Source organism: Spirochaetota bacterium (genome assembly GCA_034190085.1).
Taxonomy (GTDB): domain Bacteria; phylum Spirochaetota; class UBA4802; order UBA4802; family JAFGDQ01; genus JAXHTS01.
This window is the reverse complement of sequence record JAXHTS010000013.1, coordinates 17,486-35,754: the sequence shown is the minus strand read 5'-3', so window position 1 is coordinate 35,754 and position 18,269 is coordinate 17,486. Positions and strand designations below refer to the sequence as shown.

The 18,269-nt window shown below is 35.1% G+C and carries 14 protein-coding genes and 2 pseudogenes; 10 read left to right on the top strand and 6 right to left on the bottom strand.

Translation table 11 applies throughout. From position 1 onward, the window contains the following. Positions 1-55: 55 nt before the first annotated feature. Positions 56-910, bottom strand: a complete 855-nt coding sequence (locus SVZ03_02740; protein ID MDY6933123.1) for a CbbQ/NirQ/NorQ/GpvN family protein — start codon at positions 908-910, stop codon at positions 56-58. Between the two features lie 522 nt (positions 911-1,432). Next, a complete protein-coding gene (locus SVZ03_02735; GenBank protein ID MDY6933122.1) occupies positions 1,433-2,365 on the bottom strand; it encodes a methylenetetrahydrofolate reductase in 933 nt (310 codons plus the stop codon). A 1,402-nt stretch (positions 2,366-3,767) separates the two neighbouring features. On the opposite strand from SVZ03_02735, the gene SVZ03_02730 reads away from it, so the two are divergent. Beyond that, on the top strand, positions 3,768-5,810 hold the full coding sequence (locus SVZ03_02730; protein ID MDY6933121.1) for an ATP-binding protein: 2,043 nt from the start codon (positions 3,768-3,770) through the stop codon (positions 5,808-5,810). A 112-nt stretch (positions 5,811-5,922) separates the two neighbouring features. Here SVZ03_02730 and SVZ03_02725 read toward each other — a convergent pair whose 3' ends face one another. The 3 genes from SVZ03_02725 to SVZ03_02715 are packed head-to-tail and all read right to left on the bottom strand — an operon-like array spanning position 5,923 to position 10,171. Continuing rightward, positions 5,923-6,903 carry a tetratricopeptide repeat protein gene (locus SVZ03_02725; GenBank protein MDY6933120.1) on the bottom strand — a complete coding sequence of 327 codons (981 nt, stop codon included), beginning with the start codon at positions 6,901-6,903 and terminating at the stop codon, positions 5,923-5,925. Positions 6,904-6,905: 2 nt separating this feature from the next. Further along, positions 6,906-9,071, bottom strand: a complete 2,166-nt coding sequence (locus SVZ03_02720; GenBank protein MDY6933119.1) for an AAA family ATPase — start codon at positions 9,069-9,071, stop codon at positions 6,906-6,908. Between the two features lie 11 nt (positions 9,072-9,082). Beyond that, positions 9,083-10,171, bottom strand: coding sequence for a DNA repair exonuclease (locus SVZ03_02715; GenBank protein ID MDY6933118.1), 1,089 nt, complete (start codon positions 10,169-10,171; stop codon positions 9,083-9,085). Positions 10,172-10,686: 515 nt separating this feature from the next. Between SVZ03_02715 and SVZ03_02710 the strand changes: the two genes are divergently transcribed. Continuing rightward, positions 10,687-12,417 (top strand): adenylate/guanylate cyclase domain-containing protein, encoded by a 1,731-nt coding sequence (locus tag SVZ03_02710; GenBank protein ID MDY6933117.1) that lies wholly within the window; start codon positions 10,687-10,689, stop codon positions 12,415-12,417. A gap of 89 nt (positions 12,418-12,506) precedes the next feature. Here SVZ03_02710 and SVZ03_02705 read toward each other — a convergent pair whose 3' ends face one another. Then, complete coding sequence (locus SVZ03_02705; protein MDY6933116.1) at positions 12,507-13,100, bottom strand: DUF938 domain-containing protein; 594 nt, start codon at positions 13,098-13,100, stop codon at positions 12,507-12,509. Positions 13,101-13,530: 430 nt separating this feature from the next. Here SVZ03_02705 and SVZ03_02700 point away from each other — a divergent pair, with 430 nt between their 5' ends. From SVZ03_02700 to SVZ03_02665, 8 genes and pseudogenes are all read left to right on the top strand, one after another. Further along, positions 13,531-13,809 carry a TIGR04076 family protein gene (locus tag SVZ03_02700; GenBank protein ID MDY6933115.1) on the top strand — a complete coding sequence of 93 codons (279 nt, stop codon included), beginning with the start codon at positions 13,531-13,533 and terminating at the stop codon, positions 13,807-13,809. A 224-nt stretch (positions 13,810-14,033) separates the two neighbouring features. Beyond that, complete coding sequence (locus tag SVZ03_02695) at positions 14,034-15,065, top strand: PASTA domain-containing protein (protein ID MDY6933114.1); 1,032 nt, start codon at positions 14,034-14,036, stop codon at positions 15,063-15,065. Positions 15,066-15,412: 347 nt separating this feature from the next. Continuing rightward, positions 15,413-15,676 (top strand): 30S ribosomal protein S16, encoded by a 264-nt coding sequence (gene rpsP / locus SVZ03_02690; GenBank protein MDY6933113.1) that lies wholly within the window; start codon positions 15,413-15,415, stop codon positions 15,674-15,676. A 17-nt stretch (positions 15,677-15,693) separates the two neighbouring features. Continuing rightward, positions 15,694-15,930 carry a KH domain-containing protein gene (locus tag SVZ03_02685; protein ID MDY6933112.1) on the top strand — a complete coding sequence of 79 codons (237 nt, stop codon included), beginning with the start codon at positions 15,694-15,696 and terminating at the stop codon, positions 15,928-15,930. Continuing rightward, positions 15,927-16,460, top strand: coding sequence for a ribosome maturation factor RimM (gene rimM / locus SVZ03_02680; protein MDY6933111.1), 534 nt, complete (start codon positions 15,927-15,929; stop codon positions 16,458-16,460). The genes SVZ03_02685 and rimM overlap by 4 nt, the downstream gene beginning before the upstream one ends. A 16-nt stretch (positions 16,461-16,476) precedes the next feature. After that, positions 16,477-17,204 (top strand): annotated as a pseudogene (gene trmD, locus SVZ03_02675) (tRNA (guanosine(37)-N1)-methyltransferase TrmD). Continuing rightward, positions 17,181-17,525: pseudogene (gene rplS, locus SVZ03_02670) on the top strand (50S ribosomal protein L19). Before trmD ends, rplS begins: the two co-directional pseudogenes overlap by 24 nt. 80 nt (positions 17,526-17,605) lie before the next feature. Continuing rightward, on the top strand, positions 17,606-18,262 hold the full coding sequence (locus SVZ03_02665) for a ribonuclease HII (protein MDY6933110.1): 657 nt from the start codon (positions 17,606-17,608) through the stop codon (positions 18,260-18,262). The last annotated feature ends 7 nt before the right edge of the window (positions 18,263-18,269 follow it).

Here is an 18,269-nt window from a genome sequence, read left to right as displayed (position 1 = left end):
TAAATACCCTATTGGGTTTTATCAGCTCACGTTATTATTTCTAAAAGATTCATTTCTAGGGGAAGATCGTGGAAATAATCTCTGAGATAGACCTCTGAACCTCAACTTCATCAGAGAGTGAAGCGGTAATGGCAATCTCACATGCCCTCTTTGTGTTTATCCCCTCCCTGATCAATCTGCCAGCATAAACCAGAAGGCGTGTACTGGCTCCCTCGCTCAAGGCATGACCCTTCAGATTTCTCGTCTTTTCCCCTACCTTAGCGAGTTCATAGGATATCTCTTCGCTTACGGAACTCTCATGCTGGATGATCTTTGCCTCCTGCTCACGGGAAGGATAGTCAAAATCAATGGATACAAAGCGCTGTCTGGTGCTCTGCTTCAGGTCTTTGATCACACTCTGATAGCCAGGATTATAGGAGATCACCAGAAAAAAATTTTCATGAGCCTCGAGAACCATACCCTTCTTGTCAATCGGAAGAATTCTCCTATGATCCGCAAGGGGATGTATGATGACTGTAGTATCCTTTCTTGCCTCTACTATTTCATCAAGATAACATATAGCGCCGTTCCTAACTGCCCTCGTGAGCGGGCCGTCAAGCCACACTGTTTCATCACCCTTTAATAAATACTTCCCGACAAGATCTGATGCAGTCAAATCTTCATGGCAGGCTACAGTAATAAGTGAGAGCACCCCTTCATCCCCTTGATCTGAAAATCCATGCTTACCACTCAGCGTGTACGCCATATACTCTATAAACCTGGTCTTTCCAGTACCGGTTGGGCCCTTAAGCAGCACAGGCGTCTTTGAACGAAAGGCAGCCAAAAACACCTCTACCTCGTCCCTTATAGGCAGGTAATAAGGCCTCTCCTTAATCCTGTATTCCTCAACTCTTAACTCTTGAACCTTCATCAACCTCGATATCCTAACACTACTAGCGCCATCTATATTGAACTCCCCTTCTCAAGGTCCAAAAAGTAAAAGCTCAAACAAAACGCGCAATCCTAAAAGAGTGAACAAGAGGAATTATAAAAACCTATCTTACACTCTCAAGAGATATAAATGCTTTTATTTTAGAATATATCAATGACAATAGATCAATTTTTTACTGTATAGTAGAAATGAATCAAGCATTTTTCAAGATTATTATCTCCAGCTATGGGGTATCGATAATTAGGAGGGAAATACCGCAATTTCATCTATCGCTGTATACCATGGAATCATCAAGAATTTATGTTTCATGAAGTGGATATAATTGTAGGTTCATAAAAAATCATCTAACAAATAGATTATACTTAGGGGGTATGGATTATGGTGGGAAAGATACACTGACAGGTAATCAACAATAATGCGACGGCTTTATTATATTTTACTACCGCCCAAATGGCGGTAGTATGCAGCATTATCATACAGGCAAAGATTATTACATCGGCTTTATACTACCGGACGTGGTAGCAAATTTGCACGCTCTACAATTTCAGCTACTCTATGCTCCCACTCAATAGCCATAAGGTGTATGCCATGAACCCCTTCCATTTCTCGTAATTCCTGTATCTGTTCACAACATATTTTAATGCCTTCTTCTGCGCCTTTCTTATCCTTTGAGGCGTTTACCATCCTTTCAATATATTCATCAGGTATAATGATGCCTGGAACGTTATTCGCCATATACCTGGTCATACCTCCGGATTTTAGAGGAGTTACTCCAGCTAATATATAACACTTCTCATGAAGCCCCATATCCATAACAACCTTCAGCCACTCCTTAAATATCTTCATATCATATAAACACTGGGTCTGGATAAAATCAACCCCTGCCTCGACCTTTTTCTTCAAACGATAGGGTCTAAACTCGAAGGGCTCTGCAAAGGGATTTGCGGCAGCGCCGATGAACACCTTCACATCACCGTCAATCTCCTCATCATCAATATCGAGCAATTTTTTATCATCACGCATCCTTTTAACCATGCTTATCATTTGTATTGAATCAATATCAAAGACATTTTTTGAATACATCTGATTACCAAAGCTCTGATGATCGCCACTGAGGCAGAGCATATTCTTAATGCCAAAAGAGGTCGCGCCGAATATATCGCTCTGCATGGCAATACGATTTCTATCTCTACAGACCATTTGTATCACAGGTTCAAGTCCCATCTGAAGTACCTGAGCCCCTGTAGCGATGCTGGACATTCTAACAACTGCAGTCTGATTGTCGGTTATATTCACAGCATCAACATTGCCTTTTAGCATCTCTGCCTTCTTTTTGACAACCTCAAGATTATTTCCCTTCGGAGGTCCAAGCTCTCCAGTAAGAGCAAATTCACCTTTCTTAAATATTTTTTCTAAATTACTTTCAGCTTTCATGTTTGAAGCTCCTCCATCATTAGCTTTCTTGGCTCACATTGACGCCTAGACCTCCATTTCGGCATAGCAATCATATCTGAATTGACCTACCCCTTAAGACGATTGTATATTTGTTGCTATACACAATCAAATTACCAATAATTCCTATATTTACTATTTTTATATCTCCTTATAGCTTATAAATCAAGTTAATTGATCCACTCACTATCGGAAAGCCCCTAAACGATTTGAAGAACATGATTGCCGCATTCTGCACGTCACACCTAACCTATTCTCCCTCAAATTATTCAACTACAAGCAGATAACTGGCAAAACCGCTAATTTCAACGATTAGTTCCACTTTTTTATCAAAACCTGCGAAATATATGGTTCCTTCTTGATAATATATTTACTCGCATTTTAAGGTGACATGTACTTGGGGATAGTACATTTCGTTAGATCAGTATAATTCATGTCCCTCCCGTTTAATATAAGTGCTTGTCACTCTTTGGGCATTATTGTTTGAAAAATTCCTGAATTCTTAAATCAATTCAGATATTCAGGGATTTTCAAGTTGAAATGAGGTTATTATTTCCCAATATATATACATAGAAACTAATAAACCCTATTTATAAAATTCAAAAATCTGCAAAATTTAATATAGTCAAATACACATACACATAAATATTCTGTCAAGAATTTCTTTTTATTTTCCTCATATGCATTAATGTTAGATTTATACGATATATTTATCCTCAAAGAGTTTTTATTGACAATCCGGCAGGGATACCTTCAGTTTACTAAATATCTTCCATCTCCTTCACTGTAAATTTAAAATTTTTGGTTATTACATTAAAATTTTCACATGAACATGAATCATATATCGTTAAAGTGCGAACATACTCGCAATACTTTTCTGAATATTCTCCTATGTATTGAATTATTTTCTTTACAAGAAAATATTATCATTATCCAATTTCCTTGACATAATAATCCTTTGAAGAATATTCTTTTTGAACCTCATCACCCCTCTTGATAGTTAAACATATCAATTCCATCTCTTAACGATTTAACATGGTTCAATATACAATATGACAAATAGCTGAATTAGTTTCGTAGGGTATATTTTCTTTATATATGATCTTTCATTTCATGTTGTATGATGTTTCAAAAACATGGGGTGAAATTTGTTGTTGCATCTTTTGTAATAAAACATTTTAATGTGTTATAGCTGTAATTCCTAATTCTCAGTATTTTGCCATTATTTATAGAAATCCTTATCTTTTTATCTTGGAATTACAACTGTTTCTCAAAAAATGAAAGTCCCTTATTATATTAAACACTACTTTGAATCATCTATATTAATGATAAGAATAACTGCTCTTTCTTCCTCAATAAAAATCAAATGGAGCAAGGAGGATATTTGAGTAAATACTCTTTTGTAAGAATCTTCATCCTGTATCTGCCAGATGTTTTCATTTTATTAGGTATGATATTTGCTTACATTTATAAGGAATATCTTTCATCTGAGATTTTACGTTATTCTCTTATGGGGATTGGATCCTTTCTCTTACTACAATCAATTACATTAAAGATAGGTTATAAATATTTATTTGTTAGAAGAATAAAAAATATAATCGGAGTAATAGATGAGCTGAAAAGGGGAAAGTATATTGTCTCACAGGAACATGTAAATGAAAATGATGAATTGGCAAAAATATTTAATGAGCTTATAATTATTGGAAGGCATGTTAATGAAGTGTTGACAATCCAGAAGTTTGAGATTGAAAAATTTTATGAGTTTTACAATGACATAATCCTTTTAGTTGATTCATATCTAGTTATTCTTAATGAAAAGAGAGAAATCATCTTTGCCAATGATAGCTTCTGTAAAAAGTTTCAAGTAGATTTGGAGGAAATAATTGGTAGAAACATAAACGAAATATTCATTTTTGTTACAAATAAGATTAATGAAGCGATCACTCAAGTGAAGTCATTCAATAATTCAATTCTATTAGAGAAAATACATCTCTTCTCCAAAAAGAAAATATCCATTATAGCTGATATGAAATTATCAAAGATAGCAACCCATGGATGGGAGCATATTTCTCTTATAATAGATGATATAACAACAAGATGCAAAAAGGATTATCAGATTAATGTATTGGAAGGTTTATCAGATCTGACTTATAGAGATGAAAAGAATAATACTAATCTATATACTATACTTTCAAGCATAACCTCCAAAAATGGACTTGGATTTGCAAGAGCGATGCTCTTTCTCCTGGATGAGAGGGAAAAATCACTAAGATGGGAAATGATTGTAGGTTCAGATTCAACCCTTAAGATACAAAATATTTTATCTGGCTCCGGAGGTTATGCTGCTTTCACTAATCCTGATAACGGTCATACTATTTCAATAGTGAAAAGTATGAGAATGCCAGATATGACAGAATCCATTATATTTGATATGGATAGTAATAATATCTTCGTGAGATCATTAAAGAATCAAGAGATAATTCACATTCAAGATTCCAATGGTGATGATAGGGTTGACAATGAGGTTAGAGAATTTATGAATGTGGATGAATTTGTTGTGGTACCGCTTATTGTTGATAATAGGGCAATAGGTTTAATCATTGCTGATAATTTAGATACTCCTATTCCCATTATAGATGATCATATTCAGCTACTCTCTACATTTAGTCTTCAGGTGGCGCTATATATCGAAAACAACCGCATTATCTTTTCCTTAGAAATGCAAATGGAGGCAATGAGAAGGAGACAGAAATCCATGGTTGAATCAGAGAGATTGGCAGCGGTTGGACGTGTTGCTACTCATTTAGCTCATGAGATCAGAAATCCATTGGTTACGATGGGAGGATATGCTAGGCGAATAGAAAAGCTTGCTGAGAATGATGTAGAGGTGCTTAGGGCGGCTGATATAATAATAAAGGAGTCAAAGAGGCTTGAGGATATCCTTTCTAATATTATGGACTTTACCAAGATCTCGTCCTTTGTAATAGAATACAATAATGTAAATGATGCGATAAATGAAACGATGGAACTATTATGGAATCAATTAAAGGAGAAGGGGATAGAGGTTTCATTGAGGTTAAACAAACAAATTCCACTCCTTCGTGTAGATTTTAATCAGATTAAGCAAGTGATCTTGAATCTGCTACAGAATTCAATTGAGGCAACTGGCCCTAAGGACAAGATTGAGATTATCACAGATGTTGATGATGGTCATGTTACGATAACTATTGGAGATACGGGTCATGGTATAGGCAGTGAAAATATTGATAATATTTTCGAACCCTTTTTCACTACAAAGGTTACGGGCATTGGGCTTGGTCTTGCAATAGTAAATAAAATAATACGTGATCATAATGGGCGTATTACGATAAGGAATAAAGAAACCGGTGGAGCGGAGTTTAGCATAATGTTGCCAATCTCCCAATAGCATGAGTGCGCTTGTAGTTAGGAATTATTGCTTTAACAACTCATTCCTAAGGGTATGATTGCCATTCAATCATTTTAGTAACAAATTGAGGGGATTCCGATTATTTATTCAACTACTGCGTATCCATGAAATATATTTCAAATATTTCTCCATCAATCTGAATAAGCCTTTCCTTTATTTCTTTGATATTGGTTGAATCATACTCTTGATATCTGAAATATTCAAGCATCCAAAGATATTTATTTGCGAGTCTGGGGATAATGTTGGAGTTGTATATTCTCTCTTTACTCAGGGTTTGAAAGCTTTTTTCCAGGCTGCGTATATCGCGCTTTAGCACTTCAACTTGGTCTCTGTTTAACTGGCGTCTAGCATTGAATAATTCTTTTACAAAACCAAATATCGGCATCCATTCCCTGGGATCATTACAATCCGGTTTGCTACTGTGCACGATCTTTATTAGTTCGAGAATAGGTTTGGATTTCAGGGCGCTAATGTCAATTTCAGAGGGATTTATCAAAAATGCCTCTTTCAGATATAGAAGCCCTTTAGACATCTCTCCAGTATGATAATAGGCTTCGCCAAGCATGCTCAGTAATCTTGCGCTATTTTTATGAATACTGCGGGCGTACTCAAGGGTTTCTATTGCAGAATTATATTCTTCTAATATTAAAAAACAGATGCCTAAATTGAGCAAGAGATCGAAATTATCTGTAGAACTATCCTGGCTCCTAAAGGCTATCTTGTAATGCTCAGAGGCGGTAAAAAAGATATACTTCATTGCTGAATGGTATGCCATAGAATACTTCATATGATTCTCTTCCGCATAATTCTCAAATTCCATCCACTGAATCATTAGGAAGTCCGCTGTTTGTTTGCCCTGATCCAGGTTGTTGATCTCTTTTTCCCTGTTGTTCCAAAATCTTGCTGTTCGGTATCCCTCCCCTAATCCTGGATAATTTGGATTTATGCTCATAAGTTCATCAAGCTTGGTCACTGCTTCTAAGAATTTCCCCTCTTCTAAGAACTGGAAAGATTCATTACTTCCAGCAAGTAAGGGATCATCTGAAAAATTGAGTTGTCCATTTTGTTCCATAGCTATAATTCAACACAACTTCCTAAAGCCTTTAGATTTGGATTATAGGTAAAAATTATTATCTGTCTCTTATGTGAAATATCATCAAGCAATTGTTTCAACCTGTTAATCCGTATATCATCCATGAATAGGAATGGCTCATCAATAATTAATGGGAGGTCAAGTTTATAATCAACCAAAAAATCTGTTATTGAGAGCATAATTGAGAGTAATAATATATGAATAATTGCAGGACTCGTGTTTTCAATATGTTCATTCCTCGTAATTAGATTACTGATATGGTTGTAATCTATAAGATGATCGTAGTGATTATCTGTGAGTATTTGGAATTTATCTAGTGAGGATAGAACCAATTTATCAAGTTGCTTCTTTTCCCTTTGATTAACTGCCTCTGTTAAGAGTTCCATGATATAGAAAATAGAATTCTTTTCAGTATTCAAATCCTTTAGTCTTTTCTCTGCTTCCTCTTTCTCTTCAATCAGTTGTTCTCTTTTTTGAAACAAGTTTTTATTGTCTTTAATATCCTTATTTATATTAATAATAATTGTTTCATTTAATTTGATGTTATCTTTTATTGTTTTTATATTTAAATTTATATTGGATATCATACCCTGAATTATGTCTGGATTTAATTCTAGGTTTCCAACATCCTTCATCGAGATTATATCCTTATTTATCTCTTCTATTAACGCTTCCTCTTCTTTAATAAGACGATTTAATCTGCATTCAATTCTGTTGAGGTATTCTTTATCCTTCAGGGATTCCTTGGCATTACTAAGTTCAAAATGTTTGATTGAATATTCGCCATATTCTTCAAAGTACTGGACAAGAAGTTCATATATCGATTCTAATCTATTATCATTTAAATCTATATTGTTCTGATTTAGCAGGCATTTTAATCTTTTCCCCATACAATTTTTTTTAGTAATCAATTGTTTAAGTTCTTTGGATCTGTATGAAAATACATAAGGTAAAACGGATAAGAATGATAGGCTTAGGGAGAGAATCAATAATAGGACTAGTATGGTTATTTTGTCACCACTGGGTATAATTACGGCATCAATGTTGAGAGTGACAAATGCTACAATAATAGAAAAGAGGTTAATTATTATGAGTCTATTGGTCATCCAATTCCTCTTTTCTTTTTTTTGGAAAATAAAATCATCTATAACCTCATTAACGCTTCGTATATCGTTGTATGCTTCCTCAATTTTTTGTATATTATTCCTGCTAATTTCATTAAAATCTTTAAACTGAGGAAACATGATCTCAATCTCCTCAACCATTCGCAAGACGCTTTTGGTCTTATCATGCTCATATAGGATTTCTTCTGCTATTTCTGTAATATTTTTCTCAATACTCTGAAGTCTAATAACATTCTCCAGTATAACAAGAAGGGTGCTCTTTCTATTTCTGAGTTCTGCAAGTTTCTTCTCTAAACCACCAATCTTTTCCTCAATTTGTGTTTTTTCCCTGTATAGCTTATCTATCTTTGAATTCTGAATGTCAATTATCTGTATCTTCTTATCACAATCTTTAATAATACCTTCAGTTTTTAGGATTTCATTTAGAATAGGATTATTAAAGTTGAATGTCTCCTCCTGTCCGAAGGCATTTTTTATATTTCTATAAAATAAATTTGAATCAGTGCTGTCCTCAATTAATATTTTTTTAAGGTTAGTGTAATAGGATGTCTCATGTCGATGTGATTCAAGAGGAGATGGCAAGAAGGCGATATTCAAGAATGTTGTTATATCAATACTATTGAAAAAATCTATTATTTTCACACCATTATTGAAGGAATGAAGCTTTTTATAGATGTCCCCATCTGAGACTATTTCCTTATTGTTGTTTGTATTTTCATAAATTTTTTTTTCTACAGAGCCCTCTTTTGCTAATATCTCAAATGTTCTATTACTATCTCTAATAAACCTGTATTGGCTATCAGTATTGGAAAATAGGATATCTAAATATAGGTTATCCCAAGCGTCACCATTCAATAATGATAAGTTGGGGAAGATTCCCCACAATGTATCAATAATGGCTCTGGCTAAAAGGCTCTTCCCTGAGTCATTTCCCCCATAGATAATATTAACCCTATTGTCCAATTCGATTATAGTATTATCAAAAAGTCCGGGTTTTGAGGCTATGCACTCGATTATTTGCACAGCACTTCCTCCTAAACAAGGGTCTCCTCCCTTAGAGTATGATGTAATATTTCAGACAGATTCATTAGGTCTATATCAGGAGGCATCTCTTTTTGGGCTATTCTCTCTTTTAAAATTGAAAAGAATTCTCCCCTTAATGAATTTTCATTTTCGAATTCTTTTATTAAAAGGTCAATTGAAGGATATGAATTATCCTCAACAAGGATTTTGAGGTATTCCCTCTCATATCCCTCAATTATCTGAGAATCTATATTGAAATCTCTCTTCCCAAACAGGATAATTTTTATAATTGTCTGAAAAGATTTATTATTCTCTAAGACCTCACATAAGGTGTTGTGAGCATCTGGCTTGCAGCAATCGATGAATGTCTCATTAACTATCGTAGAATTTACAGTAAACATCTTTATCTGGGATATTTCATTATCATCAACAATAATTGAGAGAACAGATCGATCCCCCTTCTCACCGAAGGAGGTAGCTTCCGGACTACCTGGATATGCTGCAATGATTCTGCCCATGGATTTGAACACCTTGAAGTGATGATAGTGCCCAAGGGCATAAAAATCGAGGTCTAGAGATTTTATATCCCTCCTATGTAGTGTGGAAATATTTGAATCTATACATTCATCATTGAGGACGAAATTTACATGGAATAATCCTATATGAAATCCACCTTCTGCCTTCCTTCTTATTTGAGAGAAATCAATTTTTCTAGATGGTGATCCATAAATGAATACCTGTTGATTTTTCTTTGAGAAACAATAGGGAGAGTGCTCAATCCTTGAAAATAGATGATTTGTATTCAGATTTAATAGAAAATTCGGAATAGAGCCATCTTCATAGAGTTCATTTTCTCCAAGGGTGTATACGATTTCTACGTCATTATCCCTGATATTTTGAAATTCTTCAGCAACAAAATCAATAAGTTCTTTACCAATATTTGGATAATCAAAGAGATCTCCCCCAATTAATAATAGGTCATGCTCCTTTGCAAGGGATGTTATCCTTTTAAAGGTTTTCATTCTAGCGTCTTCTGATACATAGAAATCATCATTTCTATGTCCAAGGTGTATGTCTGATGTCAATAGTATTTTAATCACAAATATGTTGTCTTTGGAAATTAAATTATAGATATTTTGCTTTACATGCTATAATTAATCTATCGAAATGTATAATCATATTATTTAGTGAATACAATTCGATAAATATAGTATTGGGAATTTCAAGCCTAAAGCGTCTGAGATTCCAATATAGTTTTATCTGCGCTCTCATTAGTGATCCATTAGATTCAAATTAGATAGAATGATGGTAGATTAGCCTATTTCATTATCCCTACCCTTCAGATTGGTCAGGGATGAATTCCTCTTTACTGAGTTATGTGAATTTATTTTTTTAGGATTTAATAACAAAAAAGGTAATCATCTTGATTAGAAAATATTTATATACGCTGTATCCTAGGATTGCCCTTTTTCTTAAAGGGCTTTTACCGCTTGATAGAGATTATAAAAACCAGGCAAATATAAGAAAAGTATATTTTGGAATAAGAATAAGATTTTTAGGCTTATTATCTCTTGTGATGATTGTTATAATTAGTATTTTTACCCTGATAATGTATATGAACCAGAGAAGGCTATTGGAGGATGAAAAGTATAGGAAGGCGTCAACGCTTACTCGAATATTAAGCGGCCCTGCTGAGTTTTATCTTGATAAGAACATTATGACAACAAAGGAGGAATTGCGTATCAAGTATGAGACCATTGTAAGGGAATCATCGAATTTCAAGACCTATAACGATGATATTGTAAGCATTATTCTGACTGATGAAAGGGGAATAATTCAATTCAGTACCCAAAAGTCAATGCGCAAACAGAAATCTACTCAATCCTATATAAAGAGGTGTTTGAAGCAGAAAGAGGAGAAATTGTATTTTTATGATTATACTGAGAAAAAGAAGAATAAAAAGACAAAGGAAGTGATCAACAAAAGATATCGTGCTATCACCTATCCAATTTTTCTACACAGGGGCAATGTGGTTAACCTGCTGAAGGATTTCAAAAAATATTATAATAAATATCACAACTCGGACAAAAAGGCAAGAAATCAGATTTATCGTTCGTTATGGAGGAAATATAGGAAAACCCTTGGAGATGAGTTTAATAATCAAAAGCTCAAAAAACAGGATGGGTTTCCCTCTATTATCGTTAAGGCATCGGATATAGACTTTCTATTCTTAAAGCTATTCAGCAATATTATGACATACAGGGATAAGCGTATTAAGAAAGGAGAGAAGTGGTTATGGCGCGACAAATGGCTATTCCTTCAAAAGAAGAAAAAGATTGATGCCTATTTAAATGATATGCCAGCGAGGGCAAAGGAGATCAATGATTTAATAATCAAACGTTTGAATTATCTATCCTCTCAAGTTGAGAATGTAAGGCGTCTTGGCGCACTGGCAATAATATTTAATGTGGATATGATTAAGAAGGAGTTAGGTCAGAATATTAGCCAGGTAATGAATATTGCCCTGGTAATGATCATACTCTGTGGTATAGCATTTCTCATTGTGTTAAATTATATGATACAGAATTTGAAAAAGTTAGAAAAATGGGCATTAATCGTAAGCGCTGGGAATTTGGGGACAAAGATTGAGATTGATAGCAATGACGAGATTGGTAGGCTTGGTGATATATTCAATAATATGCTTGATGAACTCAAGATGAAATATCACCTTGAGAAATTTGTCTCAAGATCCACCAGAAGTATGATCGGAAGGAAGAAGGGGGATGTGGCTATTGGTACAACTAAAAGAATGAATTTAGCCTTTATTTTTTCAGATGTTCGAGGATTTACATCTTTTTCTGAAAAAAATGATCCTGAGACAGTGATTGAGGTGCTAAATTTTTATCTTGAATTACAGGCAAAGATCATAACATCCAAGAAGGGAGATATTGATGATTATACTGGAGACGAGGTAATGGCCCACTTTGGTGGAGAGAAGAGGGCAGATACTGCAATAGAAACCGCAATTGAGATTATGAGATCAATAAAAAGGGCAAATATGGAAAGGACAAAGAAGAATCTGCCAATTTTTGAAGTAGGAATAGGCGTACATGGTGGTGATGTGGTTGTTGGGAACATAGGATCAAGTTTCAGGATGGACTATGCTTGCGTTGGGGATGCAGTAAACCTTTCAGCGAGGTTGTGTTCTTTGGCTAAACCCAGCGAGATTCTTGTTTCCAAAGAATTATTTTTGCATGCAAAGAAGAAATATAGGTTTCAAGAGATTCCACCAATTTATGTAAAGGGCAAGGGAAAGAAGATCCCCATTGTGAGAATTATTATATAAAGGATCATAGCTTGTATAATAATACCTCTCTGTATTCAGCGAAAATAAAGCATAAACTTAAGTTTATATAATTCACTACATTACTTGAGTTAACCCCGCTTCCAGACCAGGGTCTGGTTGTTGACAGGCATGCTGACATCCTCCAATAATATTAAACCTGCATTATAAGCCAACGCCTCGATCGCTTCGAAGTCGCGAATGCCTTGATGGGTTGCACATTCCTTCAACCACAGGTCAAAGTCAGCATTGTTAGGGCTAGTGTATTCTCCATGATACTTGAAAGGTCCATAGAAAAATGCCAATCCGCCCTTTCTCATCAGAGATGGGATAATTTTAAAGAAGGATTCCACAGCTTGCCAACTCATGATATGTAGAGTATTTGCTGAAAAGAGGTGATCGTGCATGCTGGGTGCAGATTCTGGCTCCAACACATTGAAGTATATCGGCTTAAGTAAGTTGTCAAGCTGGAATTCCCTGCGCCAAAGATCGATGCCTGCAAGGTTTTCATCGATGTCGCTGGTTTGCCAGGTGATGTGAGGTAAGTGGTTGGCCATATGAACGCCATGCTGACCTGTTCCGCTACCCACTTCCAGAAGAGTTGCGGGTTGAGTGAGATATCTGGAGAGTACATTCAGAATGGGTGTCTTATTGTTTTCGCAAGATTGTGAAAAGGGTTTGTTCATAGTCTTTGGTCAGCAATTAAGGGGATTAAAGCAAAACTTTAAGATAAAATATTTGTTCTTCTAATGTGTTTTTCTTTGCACAAGAATTATAATCAGTCATCCTATTATTCGTATAATAAGATGATAGGAATAAGGGATGGCAGGAGTCAATATAAATAAATAAATGTATATCCCTGGGCCTACAAAGATATGAAAGGGATTGATTTTACTCGATAATTATGTGAGTTAATGACATTAACTCCTCTGCATCGTAAATTATTCATAACTGGAGCAGGAAAGCATGAAAAAGGATTTCGTATAGATGATATAATTGATAATAGTACTTGACTGATATAATTTATCATATTTGATGTATATCAAATAAGCTTGTAGCCTTGAGAAAAAGGTCATTTATGTCCATTGCCTATTCTTTATTTAAGAGGAGGATAAAATGGGTGAAGAGAGGTTAGGATATCGGATCATTGGTACAATAATGGAAGTGAAGGGGCACTGTAGCGCTGGTCATAAGGTAGGTGATCAAATTGAGCTAAGCGGTCATAGCAGCGGAGGTTTGTGTGGATTTTTATATCATGATATTTTTCCATATATAATTATGCTCCAGTTTGGAGGTGGATTCCCACCTGAATGGGGTGATCCTGACATAATTAACATGGAGTGTATGGATAAAATGAACCTAGTTAAGATTGAGTTAAAGCGAATTAAAGGGTAATGCCATTATTACTAGTACCGCTATAACAGTAATTCCAGCCTTATAGTCTATGAATATCTTCAACATATCTTCATGAATAATACTTTCTATAATAGAATAGCTAGTGGGATAGATGGAGATTCTTCTACCATTATTTACTCTTGGATAGAAGTGTAGGCAAGTATAAAAGGGGCGACAACTTAATTATAATTGATGTGAAATTTTATAAAGAGGGGACGAGTAAATTGAAAGGAAAAGAGGGATATTGGAATAGCGAAGCTCTGAAAAATATCTTATCAAAGGTTGTAGGTCCAACAGCCTTGTTATTGCTTATTGGGATTTCTCTATATCTATTTATTTCAACGATCATCTTAATATTCCTTACAGAGTCAGAAAAGGAGGTAAAAATACCATATGTGGTTGGCAAACGCTTTATTGATGTTTATAACAGTCTTGAGAGAAGCGGGCTATCGCCTGAGATAAGTTTCTATGATGTATTTGATATAGATAATGGTGTAATCCTTAATCAACATCCTGAATGCGGAAGTATTGTTTCAGAGGGTACTAAACTTAAACTTATTGTCAGTAGAAGCAATCTCCTTGTTGACGTCCCCAATCTAATCGGATTACAGCTCCCATTTGCTATGAATAAGATGAAAAATCTTCACGTTTATAATAGATCCATCTCGCTTGGAATAGGTGTCATATCATATATTCAATCGGATAAGAGTGCTAATAATATTGTAATTGATCAAAATCCAATAGCCGGTGAAGAGGTCACACCTGATAGAAAGATCAATCTTCTTGTATCAGCCGGGAAGTCGGATATTGACATGAAGATGCCTAATTTAATTGGACAATCAATTGATTTATGTTTTAACCTATTGCTTTCAAAGGGGCTTTCAATTTATGAAGAGATAAAGATAACTAGTTCGAAAAAAATGAGCGGGCTTATAATATCCCAAGAGCCAAAGAAGGGCACGCCAATATCTAAAGGCGATAAGGCTAAGCTGAAGATATATTATTATCCCCTCAAAGAGCATCCTTATATATCCTATGAAAAAATCGATTACACTGTACCTACAAATAGGGAAAGGGCTATATATGAAGCCTATATTGAGGATGACAGCTCAAAGAGGGTTAGATTTTACAGACAAATGGATGGTGGGGAAACGATGAGTTTTGTGTTTAAACGGAGGGGTAATGCTAGGATAAGCATAGTATCCGACAAAAAAATTATAGAGGTTATTGGAATAAGGGTGCAAAATTTTGAATAGAGATGCTTTCAATAATTATTGAAGGATGAGATATTCAATAACATTTGTGTGAATCCACATTCAGTACTGAACTACAATTTGCTTATTGACTTATCAGACAATTTAGAGTATTATTTAACACAAAGCTTTTCTAAAAAGGCTATATTTCCCTACCAGTTATAGACATTATCCTTACTTTAATCCATTGATCAGTATTTTTATCTATCGTTAGTGGATAAGTTGAATCATTAGTCTCATAAATTGAGTTGCCTGTAGGAGTGCATAATTTTAATCTCAAATCATATTTTGTATTGACAAAAATATGAATTATTAATAATCATCTTCTATTCTATAAGGAGGTATAGTAATTGTCGGTTAAAATACGGTTACAAAGAGTTGGTACTAAGAAAAAGCCATTTTATCGTATAGTGGCTGTTGATAGTAGAAAGAAGAGAGGAGGAGAAGTAATAGAATATCTTGGTAAATATCATCCTATCTCAAAGGGAGATCAGTTTGATGTTAAGGAAGAGAACGTTATAAATTGGCTCCAAAAGGGGGCTGTGCCAACAGAGACAACGGAAAGACTTTTGAAAAGGTCAGGAATTTGGGAAAAGTTTAAACATGTAAAATAATTTCTGTGGAGGCGAAAATGGATTTTAAAGAACTGGTGGAATACTTAGTGAAATCTCTTGTGGATCATCCCGAAGAGGTAATGGTAAAAGAGGTTGAAGGAGAAAAATCTACAATACTAGAACTAAAGGTTGCGAAGGATGATATAGGAAAAGTCATCGGTAAGCATGGTCGCATAGCTAAGGCCATTAGAACAATTCTTAATGCTTCTGCCACAAAATCAGGTAAAAGGGTGGTATTAGAAATAATTGATTGAGTAAAGGTAAAGAGTACTTAAGAGTAGGTAAAATCATTGGCGCTCATGGACTTCATGGTCGTCTTAGGATTATAGTGATCTCTGATCTGCGGGAACGATTTGAAGAGAAGAGTATTATTTATTTAGATATTCATGGAGAATATAGGGCATATAAAAGTCTTGGATTAGTTGGAATTCAAACAAAAAGCTCCCTATTGGAATTAGATGGAATTATTGATAGAGACGCTGCCCTTAATCTTAAGGGTTGTGAAATATATATAGATAAGAAAGAGGCTGAAGGAACAAGAGGGAATTTAGCCCCTGAGCTATATTACTATTATGATATTATTGGATGCACTGTCTTCTGGAAAGGGAATCATTATGCTGAAGTAGTGGATATTATTAGGGCAGGAGAGGGTGATGTCCTTGTGATAAAGAATAATGATAATAAAGAGTTGTTAATACCCTTTGTTGAGTCCATGATTGATACTGAAAGAATTTTTGAGGGAAGAATAGATATCAATCCAATCGATGGATTGTTTGAGATTTGAGATATATGAGATTTCATTGAAGTCAATTAAGATTATTACACTTTTTCCTGATTTTTTTAGAAGTCCCTTAAGCTCAAGTCTATTGGGAAAGGCTATTGAGTCGAAGATTATTGAGGTTGAAGTAATAGATTTAAGGGCTTACGCTGAGAATAGATTCCATCGTTGTGATGATTATCCTTATGGCGGTGGGAGTGGGATGGTGTTAATGCCAGGCCCCTTATTCAGGGCAATTAAATCAAATACTATAGAGAAGACTGAGGTAATATTAACAACCCCATCGGGAGTGTCACTTGATCAAAACCTAATCAAGGAACTAACAGAAAAGGATAATCTCTGTATTATTTGTGGACACTATGAGGGAGTTGATCAAAGGATTATTGACAAGTTTGTAGATTATGAGCTTTCGATTGGAGATTATATACTATCAGGCGGAGAATATGCTGCACTGGTAATATTGGATGCCATTTCACGGCTTATTCCTGGTTTTATGTCAAACCCTGATTCACTTAAGGAAGAGAGCTTTCAAAGATCTTTGCTAGAATATCCTCAATATACAAGACCTAGAGAATTTGAAGGGCAGAGAGTGCCCGAAATCCTTGTAAGTGGAGATCATGAAAGGATACGCAAATGGCGTCTTGAAAAGAGTATTGAAAAAACCAGAAGGGTTAGGCCTGACTTGTATGATAGATATTTAAGAATGGGTGAATAAAAATGAATTTAATAGAACAGATTGAAAAAGAGATCATACCTGTAAAGAGAGAGTTAAACTTCAATATAGGAGATACAGTTAAGGTTCATTATAAAATTGTTGAAGGCAATAGAGAAAGAATACAAGCCTACGAGGGTGTAGTGATTGCCATTGATAATAAAGGCATTAGGAAGACTTTTACAGTTAGAAGGATATCCTATGATGTCGGGGTTGAGAGAATATTTCCATTCTATTCTCCAAGGATCGAAAAGATTGAAGTAACAAGGAAGGGTGTTGTTAGGAGAGCTAAACTATATTATCTCAGGGGCAGGAGAGGGAAATCAGCAAAACTTAAAGAGGCAAGAATTACAAAATCATCTACTCAAAGTGTCCCAAGAGAGGTTAACTCAACACCAGTAGAAGAGAGTATGACGAAGGATTCAAGCGTATAGGGGATTTGCTACAACAAAGGATTAGCGAAGATAACCCTTCTTTTAATATTGAGAGAGCCCTGTTAGATAAGGGATATAAAACAATCGCTGGTATAGATGAAGCGGGAAGAGGGGCATTGGCTGGACCTTTGGTTGTCGGTCTTGTTATATATAGGGATTCATTTATCATGAATCCTGATACTCAAATTATAAATAGAGTCAACGATTCCAAGAGATTAACCCCTTGTGAAAGGAATCGGGTATTGTCAATTATTGAAGAATACTCTGAGTTCGCTTGCGTTGAAATAGTATCCCACCAAATTATTGATAACATAAATATCAATAGGGCAACAGAATATGGAATACAAAGATTGCTTCATAGTATGCCATACCCGCCTGATATAATTCTACTTGATGGAAATTTTTCCTTTGATTTGAAAATACCGGTTATTGCTATAATCAAGGGCGACACTAAATCCATTTCAATTGCTTCAGCCTCAGTAGTCGCAAAGGTTAGGAGAGATAATTTAATGGTTGAATTTGATCCAATTTACCCTGGTTATGGTTTCAAAAAGAATAAGGGCTATGGTACCAAAGAGCATAGACGAGCAATACAAAGCATTGGCCCTTCCCCAATCCATAGAAGGAGTTATAAGCCAGTGAGTGAGATTCCATTATTATAGGGCGATC